The 19,621-nt window shown below is 66.4% G+C and carries 20 protein-coding genes and 1 riboswitch; of the genes, 7 read left to right on the top strand and 13 right to left on the bottom strand.

Features of this window, described 5'->3' with window-relative positions:
* Positions 1-118: 118 nt before the first annotated feature.
* Positions 119-1,048: a family 43 glycosylhydrolase gene (locus tag ACI6S0_RS21345; RefSeq protein ID WP_434404255.1), complete on the top strand. Its 930-nt coding sequence runs from the start codon at positions 119-121 to the stop codon at positions 1,046-1,048.
* Between the two features lie 37 nt (positions 1,049-1,085).
* Here the strand turns inward: ACI6S0_RS21345 and ACI6S0_RS21340 are convergent, their stop codons facing one another.
* Positions 1,086-1,268 carry a hypothetical protein gene (locus ACI6S0_RS21340; protein WP_004209747.1) on the bottom strand — a complete coding sequence of 61 codons (183 nt, stop codon included), beginning with the start codon at positions 1,266-1,268 and terminating at the stop codon, positions 1,086-1,088.
* 5 nt (positions 1,269-1,273) lie between these two features.
* Positions 1,274-2,563 carry an adenylosuccinate synthase gene (locus ACI6S0_RS21335; protein ID WP_097385211.1) on the bottom strand — a complete coding sequence of 430 codons (1,290 nt, stop codon included), beginning with the start codon at positions 2,561-2,563 and terminating at the stop codon, positions 1,274-1,276.
* Between the two features lie 228 nt (positions 2,564-2,791).
* Between ACI6S0_RS21335 and ACI6S0_RS21330 the strand changes: the two genes are divergently transcribed.
* Positions 2,792-3,649 carry an alpha/beta hydrolase fold domain-containing protein gene (locus ACI6S0_RS21330; protein ID WP_434404254.1) on the top strand — a complete coding sequence of 286 codons (858 nt, stop codon included), beginning with the start codon at positions 2,792-2,794 and terminating at the stop codon, positions 3,647-3,649.
* Here ACI6S0_RS21330 and ACI6S0_RS21325 read toward each other — a convergent pair.
* The 3 genes from ACI6S0_RS21325 to ACI6S0_RS21315 form a co-directional block, all read right to left on the bottom strand.
* Positions 3,643-4,773: an ATP phosphoribosyltransferase regulatory subunit gene (locus ACI6S0_RS21325; RefSeq protein ID WP_434404253.1), complete on the bottom strand. Its 1,131-nt coding sequence runs from the start codon at positions 4,771-4,773 to the stop codon at positions 3,643-3,645. The genes ACI6S0_RS21330 and ACI6S0_RS21325 overlap by 7 nt on opposite strands.
* A gap of 149 nt (positions 4,774-4,922) precedes the next feature.
* Complete coding sequence (gene serA, locus ACI6S0_RS21320; RefSeq protein WP_010335574.1) at positions 4,923-6,503, bottom strand: phosphoglycerate dehydrogenase; 1,581 nt, start codon at positions 6,501-6,503, stop codon at positions 4,923-4,925.
* A 129-nt stretch (positions 6,504-6,632) separates the two neighbouring features.
* Entirely contained in the window at positions 6,633-7,796 is a 1,164-nt protein-coding gene (locus ACI6S0_RS21315; RefSeq protein WP_434404252.1) for a phosphoserine transaminase, read from the bottom strand.
* Between the two features lie 160 nt (positions 7,797-7,956).
* On the opposite strand from ACI6S0_RS21315, the gene ACI6S0_RS21310 reads away from it, so the two are divergent.
* The 4 genes from ACI6S0_RS21310 (at position 7,957) to dapD (ending at position 11,253) form a co-directional block, all read left to right on the top strand.
* Positions 7,957-8,655: an extensin family protein gene (locus ACI6S0_RS21310; protein WP_434404251.1), complete on the top strand. Its 699-nt coding sequence runs from the start codon at positions 7,957-7,959 to the stop codon at positions 8,653-8,655.
* Positions 8,656-8,802: 147 nt separating this feature from the next.
* Positions 8,803-9,681: a TIGR00730 family Rossman fold protein gene (locus ACI6S0_RS21305; RefSeq protein WP_010335571.1), complete on the top strand. Its 879-nt coding sequence runs from the start codon at positions 8,803-8,805 to the stop codon at positions 9,679-9,681.
* A 64-nt stretch (positions 9,682-9,745) separates the two neighbouring features.
* Entirely contained in the window at positions 9,746-10,417 is a 672-nt protein-coding gene (locus ACI6S0_RS21300; protein WP_434404250.1) for a pyrimidine 5'-nucleotidase, read from the top strand.
* Positions 10,414-11,253 (top strand): 2,3,4,5-tetrahydropyridine-2,6-dicarboxylate N-succinyltransferase, encoded by an 840-nt coding sequence (gene dapD / locus ACI6S0_RS21295; RefSeq protein WP_434404249.1) that lies wholly within the window; start codon positions 10,414-10,416, stop codon positions 11,251-11,253. Before ACI6S0_RS21300 ends, dapD begins: the two co-directional genes overlap by 4 nt.
* Positions 11,254-11,281: 28 nt before the next feature.
* Here dapD and cobU read toward each other — a convergent pair whose 3' ends face one another.
* From cobU to ACI6S0_RS21255, 8 genes are read right to left on the bottom strand one after another with little or no spacing between them, the layout of a single operon-like run.
* Positions 11,282-11,788 (bottom strand): bifunctional adenosylcobinamide kinase/adenosylcobinamide-phosphate guanylyltransferase, encoded by a 507-nt coding sequence (gene cobU, locus ACI6S0_RS21290; RefSeq protein ID WP_434404248.1) that lies wholly within the window; start codon positions 11,786-11,788, stop codon positions 11,282-11,284.
* Entirely contained in the window at positions 11,785-12,738 is a 954-nt protein-coding gene (gene cbiB / locus ACI6S0_RS21285) for an adenosylcobinamide-phosphate synthase CbiB (RefSeq protein WP_434404247.1), read from the bottom strand. The genes cobU and cbiB overlap by 4 nt, the downstream gene beginning before the upstream one ends.
* Entirely contained in the window at positions 12,731-13,714 is a 984-nt protein-coding gene (gene cobD, locus ACI6S0_RS21280) for a threonine-phosphate decarboxylase CobD (protein ID WP_434404246.1), read from the bottom strand. The genes cbiB and cobD overlap by 8 nt, the downstream gene beginning before the upstream one ends.
* Positions 13,711-14,430, bottom strand: a complete 720-nt coding sequence (locus tag ACI6S0_RS21275; RefSeq protein WP_434404245.1) for an adenosylcobinamide-GDP ribazoletransferase — start codon at positions 14,428-14,430, stop codon at positions 13,711-13,713. Before ACI6S0_RS21275 ends, cobD begins: the two co-directional genes overlap by 4 nt.
* A complete protein-coding gene (locus ACI6S0_RS21270; RefSeq protein WP_004209730.1) occupies positions 14,427-14,996 on the bottom strand; it encodes a histidine phosphatase family protein in 570 nt (189 codons plus the stop codon). Before ACI6S0_RS21270 ends, ACI6S0_RS21275 begins: the two co-directional genes overlap by 4 nt.
* Positions 14,993-16,006 (bottom strand): nicotinate-nucleotide--dimethylbenzimidazole phosphoribosyltransferase, encoded by a 1,014-nt coding sequence (cobT, locus tag ACI6S0_RS21265; RefSeq protein WP_434404244.1) that lies wholly within the window; start codon positions 16,004-16,006, stop codon positions 14,993-14,995. The genes ACI6S0_RS21270 and cobT overlap by 4 nt, the downstream gene beginning before the upstream one ends.
* Positions 16,003-16,410 (bottom strand): DUF1636 domain-containing protein, encoded by a 408-nt coding sequence (locus tag ACI6S0_RS21260; protein WP_434404243.1) that lies wholly within the window; start codon positions 16,408-16,410, stop codon positions 16,003-16,005. The genes cobT and ACI6S0_RS21260 overlap by 4 nt, the downstream gene beginning before the upstream one ends.
* Entirely contained in the window at positions 16,410-18,365 is a 1,956-nt protein-coding gene (locus ACI6S0_RS21255) for a TonB-dependent receptor plug domain-containing protein (protein ID WP_434404242.1), read from the bottom strand. Before ACI6S0_RS21255 ends, ACI6S0_RS21260 begins: the two co-directional genes overlap by 1 nt.
* A gap of 136 nt (positions 18,366-18,501) precedes the next feature.
* Positions 18,502-18,694, bottom strand: a riboswitch (cobalamin riboswitch).
* Between the two features lie 66 nt (positions 18,695-18,760).
* Here ACI6S0_RS21255 and ACI6S0_RS21250 point away from each other — a divergent pair.
* Positions 18,761-19,621: an ABC transporter substrate-binding protein gene (locus ACI6S0_RS21250; protein ID WP_434404240.1), complete on the top strand. Its 861-nt coding sequence runs from the start codon at positions 18,761-18,763 to the stop codon at positions 19,619-19,621.

Here is a 19,621-nt window from a genome sequence, read left to right as displayed (position 1 = left end):
CATCCTGCCCCGATCGGGTCCAGTTGGCCTTCTAATCTTTCAATATTTCATGATGCGAAATTGCATTTCACATGGCGGAACGCCATCATCGATCCGATAGCGATCAGGGAGGATGCGAATGAAGAGGATGGCGCTGCTGGCCTATATGGGCCTGCTGATGGCCAATGGCGATGTTGCGCCGGGCCAGCCGATCAGCCCGCGCTTTGCCGGCGATCCCTCGCCGCACTGGTTCGACGATCGCTGGTATCTCTATGCCACCGACGACGCGTCCAATTCCGGCCGCTACTGGGACAGCACAAGCTGGCGCCTCTACAGTTCGGCCGACATGAAAAGCTGGCAGGATGACGGCGCCTTTCTCGACGTCACCACCTTCACATGGGCACGCCCCGATGCCAAGGCCTGGGCACCCGAAGTCGCCCGGCGCAACGGACGCTATTATTTCTATGCGCCGATCGGCGGCGACCGGATCGGCGTCGCGGTGGCCGACCACCCCCAGGGCCCCTATCGCGATGCGCGCGGCGACGCGCTGATCGACAAGGCGCGCGACGCCAATGCCGGCGCCGAGCCGATCGATCCCGCCGTCTTCATCGACAAGGACGGACAGGCCTATCTCTATTTCGGCACCCGCGTGCCCAAGGTTGTGCGGCTGAAGCCCGACATGATCCATGTCGACGGTCCGATCATGGATGTCGTCGTCACCGGACTGCCGGCCAGCGACCCCAAGAAGAAATATGGCGAGGCGCCCTATCTCCACGCCCATGGCGGCCGCTATTATTTCAGCTTCTCGACCGGCTGGCCCGGCCAGATCATCTACGGCACCGCCGCCTCGCCGCTCGGCCCCTTCGCCTATGGCGGGGTGATCCTCGACTATCTGCCAATCTCGACCAATCACCAGGCGATCGTCGGGCGGGGTGGCAAGAGCTGGCTCTTCTATCATGACTGGCTGTTGCCCGGCGGTGGCGATCACCGGCGCTCGATCACCATCGCGCCGCTGACCTATGCCAAGGACGGCAGCATCCTGCCGGTCCAGCGCCACGCCCCGGAATGAGGAAAGGCCGGACGCTTCCGCCCGGCCTTCTCATCTCTCAGCGCAGTTTGGCGATCGATAGACCGTCCTGCTTGGCGCGGGTCTTCACCGATTCCTCGCTGCGGGTCAGCGCTTTGGCGATCGCCTTCAGCGCCATGCCCTTCTTGGCGAGCGTGTGCAGCTTCTGGACCTCATCCTGGGTCCAGGGCTGCTTGTGCCGCTCGAAGCGTTCGCCGGCCATGCCCCTTAATCCGCAAAGGGATCGCGGACGAGGATGGTGTCGTCGCGTTCCGGGCTGGTCGACACGAGCGTGACCGGGCAGCCGATCAGTTCTTCGATACGGCGGATATATTTGATCGCCTGTGCCGGAAGGTCCGCCCAGCTGCGCGCGCCGGCCGTGGTTTCGCTCCAGCCGGCAATGCTTTCATAGATCGGCTCGGCCTTGGCCTGGTCCTGCGCATGGGCAGGCAGATAGTCGAAGCTCTGGTCGCCGATCTTGTAGCCGACGCAGATCTTCAGTTCCTCGAAGCCGTCGAGCACGTCCAGCTTGGTCAGCGCAATGCCGGTCACGCCCGAAACGGCAACCGACTGGCGCACCAGAACCGCGTCGAACCAGCCACAACGGCGCTTGCGACCAGTGACGGTGCCGAATTCATGGCCCCGCTCGCCCAGCCGCTGGCCGACGTCATTTTCCTGCTCGGTCGGGAACGGGCCGGAACCGACGCGGGTGGTATAGGCCTTGACGATGCCCAGCACGAAGCCGGCGCCATTGGGGCCAAGGCCGGTGCCGCTCGCTGCCGTGCCCGCCACCGTGTTGGACGAGGTGACGAAGGGATAGGTGCCATGGTCGATGTCGAGCAACGTGCCCTGCGCGCCTTCGAACAGGATGCGCTTGCCTTCCGACTTCGCCTTGTTGAGCGTCAGCCAGACCGGCTTCACGAACGGCAGGATGAAGGCGGCGATCTCGGTCAGGTCGGCCATCAGCTGGGCGCGGTCGATCGGCGCTTCACCGAAACCAGCACGCAGCGCATCATGATGCGCGGTCAGGCGATCGATCTGCAGGTCGAGATCGTCGAGATGGGCGAGGTCACAGACGCGAATGGCGCGGCGGCCGACCTTGTCCTCATAGGCCGGGCCGATGCCGCGACGGGTGGTGCCGATCTTGCCGGCGCCCGACGCGTCTTCGCGCAGACCGTCGAGGTCGCGGTGGAAGGGCAGGATCAGCGGGCAGGTCTCGGCGATCTGCAGGTTTTCCGGGGTGATCTCGACGCCCTGGCCCTTGAGCTTGGCGACCTCGTCACGAAAATGCCAGGGGTCCAGCACCACGCCATTGCCGATCACCGACAGCGTGCCGCGCACGATGCCCGACGGCAGCAGCGAGAGCTTGTAGACCTTCTCGCCGACGACCAGCGTGTGGCCGGCATTATGGCCGCCCTGGAAACGGGCGACGACATCGGCGCGCTCCGACAGCCAGTCGACGATCTTGCCCTTGCCTTCGTCACCCCATTGGGCGCCGATCACGGTAACATTTGCCATGGATACACTCCTCCGCCCGCCGCGCGGACCGGCCATGCCCTTCGACGGGACTCGGCATGCCGGTGGAATAGGATGGGCGGGGTACGCCCTGTGCGGGGCGCGCGTTAGCCGGGCAGGGCCGATGCGTCAAGGTTGGAGACACATTACACTTTGATACCAGGTGCCGACTTTACGGCGCGATGCGCCCTCGCGATCATGGCGACACAGGGGCAGCGAAGGACGATCCATATGCACAGACGGCTGATTCCCATCCTGATTCTCTCCCTGCTCGCGGGCACGCCGCTGGCCGCGCAGGCCCAGACGGCTACTGCGCCGCACGCCATGGCCTATGGCCATGATCCATTGCAGGCGATCGACTTCTGGCCGGGCAAGGGCACGAAGGCACCGCTGGTCATTTTCGTCCATGGCGGCGGCTGGAAGCGCGGCAGCAAGGACAATGCCACCGGCGCGGCCAAGGCACCCCATTATACCGGCCTTGGCTATGCCTTCGCCTCGATCAATTACCGGCTGGTGCCCGATGCGACGGTCGAGAGCCAAGCGCAGGATGTCGCCGATGCGGTCGCCCATCTGCGCAGCCGGGCCGCGGCATTGAGCATCGATCCCAACCGCATCATCCTGATGGGCCACAGCGCCGGCGCGCATCTGGTCGCGCTGGTCGGCACCGACATGCGCTATTTCGCCAAGGCCGGGCTGAAGCCCGATGCGGTGCGCGGCATCATCGCGCTGGATGGCGCCGCCTATGACGTGCCGACCCAGATGGCGCAGGGCGGCCGATTCATGGCGAAGACCTATGAACAGGCGTTTGGCACCGATCCGGCGCGGCAGAAGGCGCTATCGCCCACCTTGCAGGCGGCAAAGCCCAACGCCCCCGATTTCCTGCTGCTCCATGTCGATCGGGTCGACGGCACCGCCCAGTCCAATGCGCTCGCCGCCGCGCTGCGCAAGGCGGGCACGCCCGTGGAGATCCATGCCCTGCCCGGACGCGGCCTGCGCGGCCATATGCAGATCAACCGCGAGATGGGCGATGCCGACTATGCCGGCACGGGCATTGTGGACGCCTGGCTGCGCCGGCTGTTCGGTCAGTAGGCGCGGGGCTCGCTGCCATCCAGCCAGTGGGAACAGCGCTGGGCCGCGCCATCTTCGCCGTCCGCCAAGGCCGCAACCGTGTGCCAGCCCTCGGCCCGCAGCGCGGCAGCGCGGACTACATCATGGCCCACCGGCAGGAACAGGCGCCTGGGCCGCTCGTCGCCAAAGCCTGCGTCGATCAGCGGATCGGGATAGAGAGAAAAGCCCATGGCGGGCTCATCCGTTTCGCCAGCACGGGCAATGGCATAGCTGCCGCCCCGGCCGATCTCGCCGATGAAGCCCTCGGCAAAGATCGAGAAGCCGAACCAGTTCTGGAATTCGAAGCCGTGCCGTTCGGTCGGATCGAGGGTCAGGGTGATGTCCCAGCCGATCGGTTTGGCGATCGCGCGCAGGCCCGCGATGCGGCTGTCGATGGCGCCGCCCAGGCTGGCGCTGAACGCCTCCAGCCGTTCCATCGCGGCATGGAAGGGGCCGGTCGCCTCGATCAGCGGCAGATAGGCGGCGGCGGCCGGGCTGATCGCCACCAGCGCGCCGGCATCCTTGGCGTCCAGTTCGGCGCGCACGGCTTCCAGTTCCTCCGCCCCCAGCGGCAGCGGGCCGGCGGCCAGCGCGTCGATCAGGTCGGGCAAGGTGAAATCGATGGTGATGCCGGTGACGCCGGCAGCCGTCAGCGCCTCGATCGCGATATTGACGATCTCGACCGCGGCGGCGCTGCTGTCGCTACCGATCAGCTCGGCGCCCAGCTGCATCTTCTCGCGCTCGGGGCGCAGCTGGCTCGCCTTCTGGCGGATCACCGGCCCGGCATAGGACAGGCGCAGCGGCCTCGGCGCGCTGCGCAGGCGGGTGGCGGCGATGCGGCCGACCTGCGCGGTCATGTCCGGGCGGAAGGCCAAAGTGCGCTGCGACACCGGGTCGACGGCGCGAACCAGATCCTGCGCGCGCATCGACTTGAGCCGTTGGGTCAGCGTATCCTCGAACTCCGCCAGCGGCGGCATGACCCGTTCATAGCCATGGGTCGCAACCGTATCGAGCACGCGGCGCGCCAGGCGCGCGGAAGCTTCGGCCTGCGGCGGCAGGCGATCGGATAGCCCCTCCGGGAGCAGGCTTGGCGGGATCATGGTCATGGGACAGGCCCTTTAGCGCAAAACGCGGCCAATTCTACTCCGTTCGTCCTGAGTAGCCATTGAGCGAAGTCGAAATGGCGTATCGAAGGATGCTTCGATACGGGGCTTCGACAGGCTCAGCCCCTACTCAGCACGAACGGAATTGAGAATCAGGCGAAGCGCAGCAGCTTCACCTGCTTCACGCCGGCGAGGTTGCAGATCGCCCAGCGCAGCGGTTCGGTGACGGTGCCGTCGACCGACAGCAGCAGCACGGCTTCGCCGCCCTGGTTGCGGCGGCCCAGATGGAAGGTGCCGATATTGACGTCCGACTCGCCCAGCTTCGAGCCCAGGCGACCGATGAAGCCCGGCGCGTCCTGGTTGACGATGTAGAGCATATGGCCGTCGAGATCGGCTTCAACCTTGATGCCGAACAGCTCGACCAGACGCGGCTGCGCATGACCGAACAGCGTGCCGGCGACCGACTTGTCGCCCGCTTCGGTCGAAACGGTGACGCGCACCAGCGTCTGATAGTCGCCCTCGCGGTCATGACGGACCTCACGCACGTCCAGACCACGCTCCTTCGCCAGGAAAGGCGCGTTGACCATGTTCACCGTATCCGAATAGACGCGCATCAGGCCGGCCAGCACTGCGGCGGTGATCGGCTTCTGGTTCAGCTCGGCGGCATGGCCCTCGACCTCGACCGCGACGCCGGTGATGGCATCGCCTTCCAGCTGGCCGATCAGGCTGCCCAGCTTTTCAGCCAGCGCCATATAGGGCTTGAGCTTGGGCGCTTCCTCGGCCGACAGGCTGGGCACGTTCAGCGCATTGGTGATGCCACCATCGAGCAGATAGTCGCTGAGCTGCTCCGCCACCTGCAGCGCGACATTGACCTGCGCTTCGTCGGTCGACGCGCCCAGATGCGGGGTGCAGATGAAGTTGGGCGTGCCAAACAGCGGCGATTCCTTGGCCGGTTCGGTCTGGAACACGTCGAGCGCGGCGCCGGCGACATGGCCCGAGTCCAGCGCGTCCTTCAGCGCCGCTTCGTCGATCAGGCCACCACGGGCACAGTTGACGATGCGCACGCCCTTCTTGGTCTTGGCCAGATTTTCCTTCGACAGGATGTTGCGGGTCTGGTCGGTCAGCGGCGTGTGCAGCGTGATGAAGTCGGCCTTCGCCAGCAGCGTGTCGAGATCGGCCTTTTCCACGCCCATTTCCACGGCGCGTTCCGGGGTCAGGAAGGGATCGAAGGCGACGACCTTCATCTTGAGGCCGAGCGCGCGGCTGGCGACGATCGACCCGATATTGCCGGCGCCGATCAGGCCCAGCGTCTTGCCGGTCACTTCCACGCCCATGAAGCCGTTCTTGGGCCACAGGCCCTGCTGCGTCTGGGCATTGGCTTCGGGGATCTGGCGGGCCAGCGCGAACATCAGCGCAATGGCATGTTCAGCGGTGGTGATCGAGTTGCCGAACGGCGTGTTCATCACGATCACGCCCTGGGCCGATGCGGCCGGGATATCGACATTGTCGACGCCGATGCCGGCGCGGCCGATGACCTTGAGGTTGGTCGCCGCGTCGAGGATCGCCTTGGTGACCTTGGTCGAACTGCGGATAGCGAGGCCATCATAGGCGCCGATCATCGCGGCCAGTTCTTCCGGCGTCTGGCCGGTGATGACGTCGACCTCGACACCGCGCTCGCGGAAGATCGCGGCGGCGCGGGGATCCATCTTGTCGCTGATAAGAACTTTAGGCATCTGGGTTTCCTTTTGGAAAATAGTCCCGTCATCCCCGCGCAGGCGGGGATCCATCTCCTGACGTTGCACCTAACTGATAGGGCCGGAGATGGATTCCCGCCTTCGCGGGAATGACGACAATTATGAGAGTTAAGCGGCAGCCTTGGTCTGGGCATAGGCCCAGTCGAGCCAAGGCCCGAGCGCCTCGATATCGGCGGTCTCGACCGTGGCGCCGCACCAGATGCGCAGGCCCGCCGGGGCGTCGCGATAACCCGCCACGTCATAGGCGGCGCCTTCCTTTTCGAGCAGACCGGCGAAGGCCTTGATGAAGGCTTCGTCGGCCCCCTCGACGGTCAGGCAGACGCTCGTGGTCGAGCGCGAAGCTTCATCGACGGCGAGATGGCCGAGCCAATCCCGTTCGGCGACGATCTTGCCCAGCGCCGCCGCATTGGCGTTGCTGCGTGCGATCAGGCCATTGAGGCCGCCCAGCGACTTGCCCCATTCCAGCGCGAAGATCGCATCCTCGACAGCCAGCATCGACGGCGTGTTGATGGTTTCGCCCTTGAACACGCCTTCGGCGAGCTTGCCCTTGGCCATCAGGCGGAACACCTTGGGCAGCGGCCAGGCCGGGGTATGGTTTTCCAGACGCTCGACGGCGCGGGGGCCGAGGATCAGCACGCCATGGCCGCCCTCGCCGCCCAGCACCTTCTGCCAGGAGAAGGTCGCGACGTCGATCTTGGTCCAGTCGATCTCATAGGCGAAGACCGCGCTGGTGGCGTCAGCGAAGGTCAGGCCTTCACGATCGGCCGGGATCCAGTCGGCGTTCGGCACGCGCACGCCCGAAGTGGTGCCGTTCCAGGTGAACAGCACGTCGTTCGAGAAGTCGACGGTGCTGAGGTCCGGCAGTTGGCCATAATCGGCGCGGATCACGGTCGGGTCGAGCTTCAGCTGCTTGGCGGCGTCCGTCACCCAGCCTTCGCCGAAGCTTTCCCAGGCCAGCGTCGTCACCGGGCGGGCGCCCAGCATCGTCCACATCGCCATTTCGAAGGCGCCGGTGTCGCTACCCGGCACGATGCCGATGCGGTGGGTGTCGGGCAGGTTCAGCAGCTCGCGCATCAAGTCGATGCTGTAGGCGAGGCGGGTCTTGCCGATCTTGGCGCGGTGCGAACGGCCGAGCGACTCGGTAGCCAGCTTGGCGGCATCCCAACCCGGAGGCTTGGCGCAGGGACCGGAAGAGAAAAAGGGGCGAGCCGGACGGTTGGCAGGCTTTGCGACAGGCGCAATGATGGCGTCAACGGCAGTCAGATCAGTCATGTAATGCGTCTCCTTGCAGAGAGCACGCGCGGCGTTGGGACCGCGTGGCCCGTCGGCCGCCCTAAAGATTTCCGAAAAAGAGTCAAGCCGCAGCAAAATGCGACGAAATGACAGCGCCGTTAACCCATCAGCCCGGAAAGCCGTGGTAAATGCGGGATTGATGGTAGAGCGGGCGACGAAATATTCGGTATGGCGCAGCGCGGCCCTGGCCGCGACGATGGCGAGCATGCTGGCCGCCTGTAGCGGCGACCTGGTGCCCAAGGGTCGAGTCGCACGTGCATCCAAGCCGGTGAAGAGCGCACGCCCGGCCACACCGCCCGCGCCGCCGCCGCTCGAAACCCGGCAATGTTTCGCCAAGCTGCAGTCCCAGTCGGTCGCTTTCACCCCCCTGCCCGATCAGAATTTCGGGGGTGGATGCAGCGCGATCGGCAGCGTCAAGCTGCTCGACATCGGTGTGCCGACCTCGGGCCTGGGGGCCATGACCTGCAACCTTGCCGCCAATTTCGCTGCCTGGTCGCGCTATGCCGTGCAGCCCGCCGCCCGGCTGATCCTGGGCGCGGAGATCGAAAAGATCGAGACGTTCGGCACCTATAATTGCCGGCCGATCGCGGGCAGCGGCAAGCTCAGCGAACATGCCCACAGCAATGCGATCGACGTGTCCGCCTTCGTCCTGAGCGATGGACGCCGGATCAGCGTCGAGAAGGACTGGAATGGCGACAAGCGCACCCGCCAATTCCTGGAAGTGGTCCATGCCAGCGCCTGCAAGCGGTTCAACACGGTGCTGTCGCCCGACTATAACGCCGCCCATCATGACCATTTCCATTTCGACATGGGCGGCCGCGGCGGCTTTTGCCGCTGAGCGGAAATTTGAGGCGCGGCGGCTTTTGCCGCTAAGCGGAAATCAAAAGACCCGGCGGCTTCTGCCGCTGAGCGGAAATAGCCAACTTGGCCAATTTTCCCGCTAACGGTCTTGGCATTGTCACCTGCCGCGCCTAGCTTGTTGGGAATGACCAAGAAAGAAATTGAAGAACGCAAATTCCGCCCCGCACGCCAGGAAGCGGACGACGCCAGGAAGGCGATCGAAACCCCCCAGACCAGCAGCGCCGCCTACAAGCTCGCCTTCCAGGACAATGAGTTCCTGCTGCGCGAGGATCTGCGCCCGGTGCGCTTCCAGCTCGAATTGCTCAAACCCCAGCTGCTGATGGACGAGGCGCGGATCGAATCCACCTTCGTCTTCTACGGCTCCGCCCGCATTCCCGAACCGGACCAGGTCCAGGCGCGGATCGACGCAGCCACTACGCCGCAGCAGAAGAAAATCGCGGAAAATCTGGGCAAGAAGGCCCGCTATTATGAGGAAGCGCGCAAGCTGGCGCGGATCGCGGCGCAATATCCGGTGAACGCCGCCGGTTGCCGCCACTTCGTCGTCTGCTCGGGCGGTGGCCCCTCGATCATGGAAGCGGCCAATCGCGGCGCGGTCGATGTCGGCCAGACCACGATCGGCATGAACATCGTGCTGCCGCATGAACAGGCGCCCAATCTGTTCGTCACGCCGGAGCTGAGCTTCCAGTTCCATTATTTCGCGCTGCGCAAGATGCATTTCCTGCTGCGCGCCCGCGCGCTCGCCGTCTTCCCCGGCGGCTTCGGCACGTTCGACGAGATGTTCGAGCTGCTGACCCTGATCCAGACCGGCAAGATGAAGCCGATCCCGATCCTGCTGTTCGGCAAGGATTTCTGGAACAAGGTGGTGGATTTCGAGGCGCTGGCGGACGAGGGCGTAATTTCGCACAATGACCTCAACCTGCTGACCTGGGTCGAGACGGCCGAGGATGCCTGGGCCGCGGTGCAGGACTTCTATCACGACAGCGAAGCGCCCGGCTGCGGCTGATGCGGCCGATCCATGGGGCCTTTGCGCCCTTGCCCTAATCCCCGGCGGGGATTAGGGCCCGGCCATGCGCGCGGACCTGGCCCATGTCGACACCTGGATCTTCGATCTGGACAATACGCTCTATCCGGCGAAGGCGGACCTGTTCGCGCTGATCGACGTGAAGATGGGCGAATATATCCAGGGCCTGCTGGGCTGCGACCCGGTCGAGGCGCGGACTGTCCAGAAACGCTATTTCATGGAGCATGGCACGACCCTGTCGGGGCTGATGCATCATCATGGCATCGAGCCGCGCGAATTTCTCGACTATGTCCATGACATATCGATGGAGCGACTGGCGGTCGATGCCGACCTCAACGCCCATATCGCGGCGCTACCCGGCCGCCGCCTGATCTTCACCAATGGCGACGCCACCTATGCCGGCCGCGTGCTCGACCGGCTGGGCCTCGCCGGCGCGTTCGAGCTGATCCACGACATCTACGCCTGCCGCTATGTGCCCAAGCCCGATCCGTCGGGCTATGCCGAACTGTGCAGCGTCCACGCCGTCGACCCGACCCGCGCCGCCTTTTTCGAGGACATGGCGCGCAACCTCAAGCCCGCCAAGGTGATCGGCATGACCACCATCTGGGTCAATAACGGGTCGGAAGCGGGCAATCACGACCATCATCCCGATTTCATCGATTATGAAACCAACCATCTGACGCCGTTCCTGGCGGATATTTTTGGGGAAAGACCATGAGCCAAGACCTGATCGCGATCATCGACGCCGCCTGGGAGGACCGGGCCAATATCAACCTGTCGACCCAGGGCGAAGTCCGCCAGGCGGTCGACAAGGCGCTGGCCCTGCTCGACAAGGGCGAACTACGCGTCGCCGAGCCGACCGAAGCCGGCTGGCAGGTCAACCAGTGGGCGAAGAAGGCCGTGCTGCTCTCCTTCCGCCTCAACGACAATGTCATGATCGACAATGGTCCGGGCGCCGGCCACTGGTGGGACAAGGTGCCGAGCAAGTTCGCTGGCTGGGACGAGGCCGCCTTCCGCGCTGCCGGCTTCCGCGCCGTACCGGGCAGCTTCGCCCGTGCTGGCAGCCATATCGCCAAGAATGTCATTCTGATGCCCAGCTTCGTCAATATCGGCGCCTTTGTCGATGAAGGCACGATGGTCGACACCTGGGTGACGGTCGGCAGCTGCGCCCAGATCGGCAAGAATGTCCATCTGTCGGGCGGCGTCGGCATTGGCGGCGTGCTGGAACCGCTGCAGGCCGATCCGGTCATCATCGAGGATGACTGCTTCATCGGCGCCCGTTCGGAAGTGGTCGAGGGCGTGCGCATCGGCAAGGGCTCGGTGCTGTCGATGGGTGTCTTCATCGGCCAGTCGACCAAGATCATCGACCGCGCCACCGGCGAAGTGTTCATCGGCGAAGTGCCGCCCTACTCGGTCGTCGTCCCCGGCTCGCTGCCCGGCAAGCCGCTGCCCGACGGCACGCCCGGCCCCAGCCTCTATTGCGCCGTGATCGTCAAGCGCGTCGACGCACAGACCCGGTCGAAGACCGGCATCAACGAACTGCTGCGCGACTAATCGAGCGAGGGGGCGGTCCGCCGCCCCTTCACCCCTTGAGCGCGAGCGGCAGGCCCGCCGCGACGAAAACGACCCGATCCGCCACCGCCGCGACCCGCTGGTTCAAGGTGCCGGCCAGATCGCGAAAACGCCGCGCCAGCGCATTGTCGGGCACGATGCCCAATCCCACCTCATTAGCGACCAGGATGATCGCCCCGTCATGGGCCAGGATCGCGGCACAGAGCGCGTCGGCTGCGGCCTCGCCATCCCGATCCGCCAGCAGCAGGTTGCTGGCCCACAATGTCAGGCAATCGACCAGCACGGTCTTGCCCCGCGCCGCCGCGATCGCGCCCGGCAGATCGATCGGCGCCTCCACTGTTTCCCATTCCGGCCCGCGATCGGCCCTGTGCCGGGCGATCCGGTCGGCCATTTCCGCGTCCCAAATCTCGGCCGTGGCGATGAAGACGTGCGCGCCGGGCAGCGCTTCCGCCGCTGCCTGGGCATGGCGGCTCTTGCCCGATCGCGCGCCGCCCAGCACCAGCAGGCTGCTTGTCATATCATGTCTCCCGCAAATAGCGCCTGCAACCCGGCCACCAGCCAGAGCAGCAGGCAGGCCTGAACATAGATGGCCAGCGCCCAGCGCAGGTCGAGCGGATCGGCCTCGCTTCGCCCGCTGCCGATCCACGGCTTGTCATGGCGTACGCCATCATAGCGGATCGGCCCAGCCAGCCGCAGGTCGAGCGCGCCCGCCATTGCCGCTTCGGGCCAGCCGGCATTGGGCGAGGCATGGTTGCGCGCGTCGCGCCACATCACCCGCCAGCCGCCCCCGCCCGCCAGGCAGAGCAGGCAGCCGGCCAGCCGCGCCGGGAACAGGTTCATCAGATCGTCGGTGCGCGCCGCCGCCCAGCCGAACGCCCCCCAAGGGGCTTCGCGATGGCCGATCATGCTGTCGGCGGTGTTGACCGCCTTATAGGCCCACACGCCCGGCAGGCCCAGCAACAGCAACCAGAAGAAGGGCGCGACAACGCCGTCGCAGAAGCTTTCCGCCAGACTCTCGATCGCGGCGCGGGTGACGCCGCTTTCATCGAGCGATTGCGTATCGCGGCCGACGATCATGCCGACCGCCTCGCGCGCGGCCGACAGATCATCGGCCGCCAGCGCGCGATGGACCGCGCGGACATGGCTATAGAGGCTGCGCAGCGCCAGCGCCGGATAGGCCAGCAGGCCGATCAGCAGCCAACTCCATGGTTCGGGCAGCCAGAAGCGGAGCAGATACTGGACCAGCCATCCGCCACCGCCCGCTACCAACAGCAACAGCAACACCGTCGCCATTCCGCCCATTCTCCGGGTGAAAGCGCTATGCGCCGGATCATTCCAGCGCGCGGCACAATGATCGATGAGCCGCGCAAAGCCGCCGACCGGATGGCCGACCCGGCGATAGAGCGCCGCCGGCCAGCCGACCGCCGCATCCAGCGCAAGCGCCAGCAACGCAACCGGATCAGCCATGGCGCAGCGCCCGTTCCAGTCGGGCCAGGCCCATCGGGTCGGCCGGCAGGCCAATGCGCAGCCAGTGCGGCTGGGCATCGAAGGGCCGGGTCAAAATCGCCTGCCCTGCCAGCCGCTCGAACAGGGCCATGGCATGGGGCGTTTCGATCAGGCGAAAAAGCGGGCTTTGGCCGATCGGCTGATAACCGTGGCTCAGCAGCAACGCGTCGAGCGCCTGTGCCTCCCGCTGGAGCTGATCGCGCATCGCTTCTATCCAAGCTCTATCGCGATAGGCGGCCGTGCCGATGGCAATGGCGGCGGCCGATACGGGCCAGGCACCCAGCCGATCCCGCACCCGCGCAATGATCGCGCGCGGCGCCACCAGAAAACCGAGGCGCAGGCCGGCAAGCCCGAAAAACTTGCCGAAGGAGCGCAACAGCATGAGGCGGCGATCGTCGGCCACGAAGGGCGCCAGGCTGATGCCCGGATGGCCATCGGCAAAGGCCTCGTCCACCACCAGCCAGCCGGCCGACCCGCGCCGGTCGAGCAGGGCCAGCAGATCATCCACGCCATGGATGCGCCCGTCGGGATTATTGGGATTGGCGAGGATCAGCGTCTGCCCATCCGCATGGTCCAGATGGTCGAGATCGACCGGCGCGGCGCCGGGCACCATGACGCCATGGGTGCGATAGGCCGGGCTGGCATGGCGGACCGAACCGTCGAGCAAAGTGCCAACGAGGCGCAAGCCAACCTCCGTCCCCGGCAGCGCGCAGACATGATCGGCCGCGACGCCGAAATGATCGGCCGCCGCCTGTTCGAGCGCACGCAGTCCCTGCTCGTCGGGCAAGGCGCGCCAGTCGATCGCCTGCTCGGCCGCGCCGGGCCAGGCATGGGGATTGATGCCTGTGGATAAGTCGAGCCAGCTTTCGGGCGCGCCACCGAAATGCGCGCTCGCCGCCGCCACGCCGCCGCCATGCCAGGTCCAGCGCGTCGTCATGTTGTGCCGCTCGCGATCAGGGCGACGAAAAGCAGCCCGCTTTCAACCAGTTCAATGCCCGCGCCATGGCCATCGCCGGAAATGCCGCCCAGCCGGCGCTTCAGCCACAGGCCCCAGACCAGCATCAGCAGCGGCGCTGCGAGCAGGGCCGGCAGCCACCAGGCGGCGATTATCAACAAACTTATCCACAGGGCGATGTGGATCGTTTTGACGGCATCGGCAAAACGCGCGCCCAGCCCGGCATGCAGCGGCGGCAGCATCCGCGCCCACAGCAACGGCCCGATCCGCGCGGCAAAGGGAATGAGCAGCAGCGGCAGCATCATGCCCCGCTCGACCAGCGCATGGAGCAGCAGCAGCTTGGCGATCAGTTGCAGGCCGATCGCCACCACGCCGAAACTGCCGACATGCGGGTCGGCCAGCACCGCCAGCAGCCTGTCCCGCCCTTTATGCACCGCGCCGCAGGCATCAGCGATGTCGCCGAGCCCGTCGAGATGCAGCGCCCCGGTCACGCCGACCCAGCAGAGCAGCCCGGCCAGCGCCCCGATCCAGGGATCGATGCGAACAGCAAGATTGACAGCGAACATGACAGATAGACCGACAATCGCACCGACCGCCGGAAACCATCGGATCGACCGTGCGAAGTCTGTCTCGTTCGCTGTCACCTTTGGCATCGGCAGGCGGGTCAGAAACTGGATGGCAAGGACCAGCCCCTTCATGGGCGCAGGCCCGTGATGCGGGCGAGCGGCGGCTCCCCGGTCCAGCGTTCCAGCGACAGCAAGGCGGCATAGGGCAGGCCGAAGCTCCAGCTCTGCTGCACGCTGAACCCGCACAGATGGGCCAGCGCCGCGCGCATCGCCCCGCCATGGGTCAGCACCAATGTGGGCACGCGCGGCAGATCCTCGACCGCATCGGCGATCCGCCCCAGCAATGCCGTCCAGCCCTCGCTGCCCGGCGGCGCGAAACCATCGGGATCCTGCCAGAAACGGGCGAGCGCCTCGGGATCGACATCGGCGGGAGCCAGACCATCCCAGATGCCGAAATCCAGTTCCCGCCAACGCGGATCGACCCACACCGGCAAGCCGGCGCGCTCGCCGATCGCGGTTGCCGCCTGCCGGGCGCGCTGCAGGTCGGACGTCACGATCATCTCGATCTCCAGCCCCTCCGCCTGCGCCAGACAGGCGTCGATGCCCGCGCGCGTCGGCACGCTGTCGGTCCGCCCCAGCAACAGGCCGGGCGTCTCGGGTGCGCCATGCCGCAGCAGATGGAGCGGCATGCCCATCATGTCGCGGTCGACACCGCCGCCTCGGCAAAGGTCGCCATGCCGCTATGCGCGGCTACGGCCGCACGGACGATATTGGCCGCCACCGCCGCGCCGCTGCCTTCGCCCAATCGCATGTCGAGGCGCAGCAGCGGCTCGAGCCCCATCCGCTCCAGCAGCAAGCCATGGCCCGGCTCGGCCGAGCAATGGCCGGCCAGGCAATGGTCGGCAAAGACCGGCACCTGCGCCACCAGCGGCGCGATCGCGGCGCAACTGATGAAACCGTCGAGCAGCACCGGCACGCCCAACTGGCGGGCGCGCAGCACCGCGCCGGCAATCGCCGCCAGTTCGCGCCCACCCAGCCGGCGCAGCGTTTCAAAGGCGCTGTCCGGCGCATCGGCATGGAAGGCGAGCGCCCGATCGATCGTCGCGATCTTGCGCCCGATCCCCTCGCCATCGACGCCCGTGCCGGGACCAACCCAGTCGCGCACGGCGCCGCCAAAGCTGCGCGCGCTCAGGGCGGCGGCGGCGGTCGAATTGCCGATCCCCATTTCGCCCACGACCAGCAGGTCCAGATCCTCTTCGGCCGCCGCCGCGCCGATCGACAGCGCGGTCAGGCACTCCTCCTCGGTCATGGCGGGGGCGATGGTGAAGTCCGCCGTCGGCCGGTCCAGATCGATCGATCGCACCGCCAGTTCCAGCCCGGCCACGCCGGCCAGGGCGTTGATCGCCGCGCCGCCGGCGGCGAAATTGGCGACCATCTGCGCGGTCACGGCGGCAGGATAGGCGCTGACGCCATGGACGGTGAAGCCATGATTGCCGGCAAAGATCGCGGCACGCGCCCGCTTCAGGCGCGGCACCGCGCGCCCCTGCCAGCTTGCCATGAAGATCGCGACATCCTCCAGCCGGCCGAGCGCGCCGAGCGGCTTGGTCAGTTCCGCCTGCCGCGCGCGTGCCGCCGCGCTGGCCAGTTCCTCGGCCGGCGGCAGATTGGCCAGGGCATTTTCGAAATCGGTGATCGAGGCGAAGCTCATTCGACGACAAATCCTTCCGGCGGGGTACGGGTGATGAAATGGCCCTTCACGCCTTCGGGCCATTCGCGAAAGGCGACGCGGCCATGCTCGCTGGCGGCATAGGCAATGGCATAATCGAGGATCGCGCGCGCCGCATCGGCATCCGGGGTGAACCGCCCCATTACATAGCCGACCTTGCCCGGCGCGCGCAGATGGACGGTGCAATGATCCTGGCAGGCGAACAGGCAAGGCATGTCCTGCACCGCGACGGTGGCATAGCGCGGGTCGGAGGCCTGCACGCTGCGCAGCGCCTCCGCCAATCGGGCCCCGCCGCGCACGCCCTCCCCGTCCTCCCGCATCTTCGGTGAATGACGGCAGGTATTGCAGGCGACAATGGCGGGGCCGGGTTCGACGGGGCGCAGCATCAGAAGCGCCCCCGGAAGCCGGCATAGATGCTGCGGCCGAGCGTGCCATAGCGATAGGCCGTCATATAATTCTCGTCGAAGAGATTCTCGACGCGGGCGAACAGGCGCAACGCCGGGGTGAACGCATATTCGGCGCGCAGGTCGACCAGCGTATAGTCGTCCAGCCGCGTCGTGTTGGCCGCATTGTCATAGCTGTGGCCGGACCAGCGCACCGCCGCGCCGGTGGTGAGGCCGAAGGGCCAGGCATAGCTGATCGAACCATTGGCACTGTTACGCGGCCGACGCGGCAGCCAATTGCCTTCGTTCGCGGTGCCGTCCGAACGATCCTCCGCCACGGTCCAGCTGTAATTGCCGTCGATCGTCAGCCCCTTGACCGGCTCGACCGCCACCTGCGCCTCTATGCCATGCGCCTTGGCGCGCGCGACATTGAGATAATAGCCATAGCGGCGGGTGGTGGTGCCGGGCGTGAAGCAGAGCGGATCGGTCGAGCTGGTGGAACAGCTATTATAGATGATCTGGTCGGTCGTGGTCCGGTCGAACCAGGTCGCGCCCAGCCGCAGTTTCTCGCCAAGGAAACGCTGCTCCGCGCCCGCTTCCCAGCCATGGGCGCGTTCGGGATCGAGCGCCTGGTTCCCATATTCGGAAAAGAGCTGATAGAGGGTCGGCGCCTTGAAGCCCTCGCCATAGCTGGCGCGCAGCACCGTCCCGGTCGGCAGCGCCCAGACGCCCCCGGCGGAAAAGAGGGTGCGGCCGCCGTAGCGGTTATGATCGTCATAGCGCAGCCCGCCGGTCAGGGTCAGGCCCGTAATCGGCTGGGCATTGAGCTGGCCATAGACGCTGGTGATCTCCGCCTTGCCGCGGGCCGGGTCGGGAATCGGCACCGAAAGCGACGCCGAAGGCGACACGCTGCGAAAGCGGCTATTCTCATTCTCCACCCCGAACAACGCAGTCCAGCCGTCGGCGATGGCAAAGCTGCCCTGATATTCCAGCCGCTGGTTGCGACCGGCGGCGTCGAAGCTCTGCTTGCGCGGGTTGCGCGGGTCGTAATTGTCGCGATCGGTGTCGGTATAGCCATAGCCGAAGCGGTTGCGGAAGCGGCCGTCGAGCAGCGCGACGTTAAGGCCGGCATAGCCGACAAATTCGCGATTGGTGCCATAGGCCGGGCTGTCCGCGCTGGTGGCGTCGAAATCGACCCGGCCATCGGAATAATAGCCGCGCAGGTCGGCGCTGATCCCGTCCGCCAGCGCAACCTCGACCCGGCCGGTGACGCTGCGGTTGGTATAGCCGTCCTTCTCCTTGCCGCCAAAGGCCGGGCTGATCGCCGAGATGCCCTCGGTGGTGAAGCTCTGTCCGCCGATCCGCCAGCTGACCGGGCCGGTCTTGCCGCCCAGCGCCGCACGGGCACTGACCGTGTCGCGCGACCCCGCCTCGATATCGAAGCTCCCCTCCAGCGGCTGTTCGGGCATGGCGGTGACGACATTGACGACGCCACCGATTGCCTGACTGCCCCACAGGGTCGACTGGGGACCGCGCAGCACTTCTATGCGCGAGGCGTCGCCGACCAGCAGGTTTGCGAAATTATAGCCGCCGCCGGCCGAGGACGGATCGTTGAGCTTCACCCCGTCAATGACCACTACGGTCTGGTCGGACTCGGCGCCACGGATACGCAGCGACGTCGCCGTGCCATAGCCGCCATTGCGCGAGATGCTGACGCCCGGCGTGCGCAGCAGCAATTCGGTGACGCCCAGATCCTGCGCCCGGTCGATCGCTGCCTTGTCGAGCACGGTGACGGAGGCCGGCACCTGGTCGGCCGGCGTGGCGAGGCGGGTCGCGGTGACGAGGATCGAGGATGCGCCGGCATCGGCAGCGGCATCGGGCGGTGGCGCCTGCTGCGCCTCTTCGGCGAAAGCGGTGGTGGAGAGAAGGAAAGAACAGAAAGTCAGATATTTGAACACATGAGCCCCCGGACGAGGGACCGCATCCCAGGGACGATATCGGTGCCCGGCCGGGCGCGACATGGTCCCCGCAATTTGCGGTCCACCTGTCGCCACGCGGGTTCACCCCCGTCCGCTCGGCACACCCTGTCCGCGCGAAGGACGACCGCGACGGGCAGGTCTCCTGGCTCGCGGGTCATCGCTGATTCATGCCGCCTTCTCAGAACCTTGCGGTCCCAATGGCATATGGCACAAAAGCTCGCCGCTCACAGTTGCAGGGGCAGCCGAGGTCTTGAACCCCATTCCCTTTTCATCCCCGCTGCCGGGGAACCTGTCGCAGTCCGGGCGATAGGCGAGCCCGACTGGAGCGTCAATCTTCCTTGCCTGGCGGAGCGCGCGGGCTAAGGGAGATGGCCATGCGGATTTTTGCGCCCATCGGCCCCGGCAAGGGGATGATCGCCCTGATGATCGCCCTGATCGGCGGTGCCACATTATGGGCGGCCACCGCGCGCCAGCCTGCCAATGCAGGCAAACGTCCGCAACGGATCGTGTCGCTCAACCTGTGCGCCGACCAGTTGCTGGTGGCGCTGGCCGATCGCGACCAGATTGCCGGCCTGACCCATAATGCCGGCGATCGGCAGATGTCGGCGGTGGCTGCCGTAACGAAGGGCCTGCCCATCCTCGACGGATCGGCCGAACAGATTTTGGCGACCAATCCCGATCTGGTGATCGGCATGCCGGCGCGGCGCAATCCGGCAATCGCGATCCTCAAGGCCCAGCATTATCCCGCCGTCGACCTGAAAAGCGCGGACAGCTATGCCGATATCATCGCGTCGATCCGCACCGTGGCGCAGGCGACTGGCCATGCCGACCGCGGCGAAGCGATGATCGCGCGGATGGACCGGGAGCTTGCCGCCCTGCCCCGCGCACCGAAGCCGAAGGTCGCCGCCTATTATCAGCGGCGCGGCTACATGACCGGCACCGGCACGCTGGTCGACGACCTGATGACGCGGGCGGGCCTGCGCAACCTGGCCGCCGACCTTGGCAAGCCGGCGATCGCGCAGGTCAGCCTGGAGGAGATGGTCGCGGCCCGGCCCGATTATCTGATCGTCGAGAGCGCGACCGACCGGATCACCGACCAGGGCACCGAAATGCTGCACCATCCGGTGCTGCGCGACATAGCGCGCATCAGCCTGCCCCAGGCCTGGACCGTGTGCGGCGGACCGGCCTATGTGCAGGCGGCCCGCGCCCTCTCCCAGGCCGTCAGCGCCCGCTGA

Source organism: Sphingobium sp. DN12 (assembly GCF_051058005.1).
Taxonomy (GTDB): Bacteria; Pseudomonadota; Alphaproteobacteria; order Sphingomonadales; family Sphingomonadaceae; genus Sphingobium; species Sphingobium yanoikuyae.
Note: the sequence above shows the minus strand (reverse complement) of the source record. Positions and strands in the feature narration are given on the sequence as shown.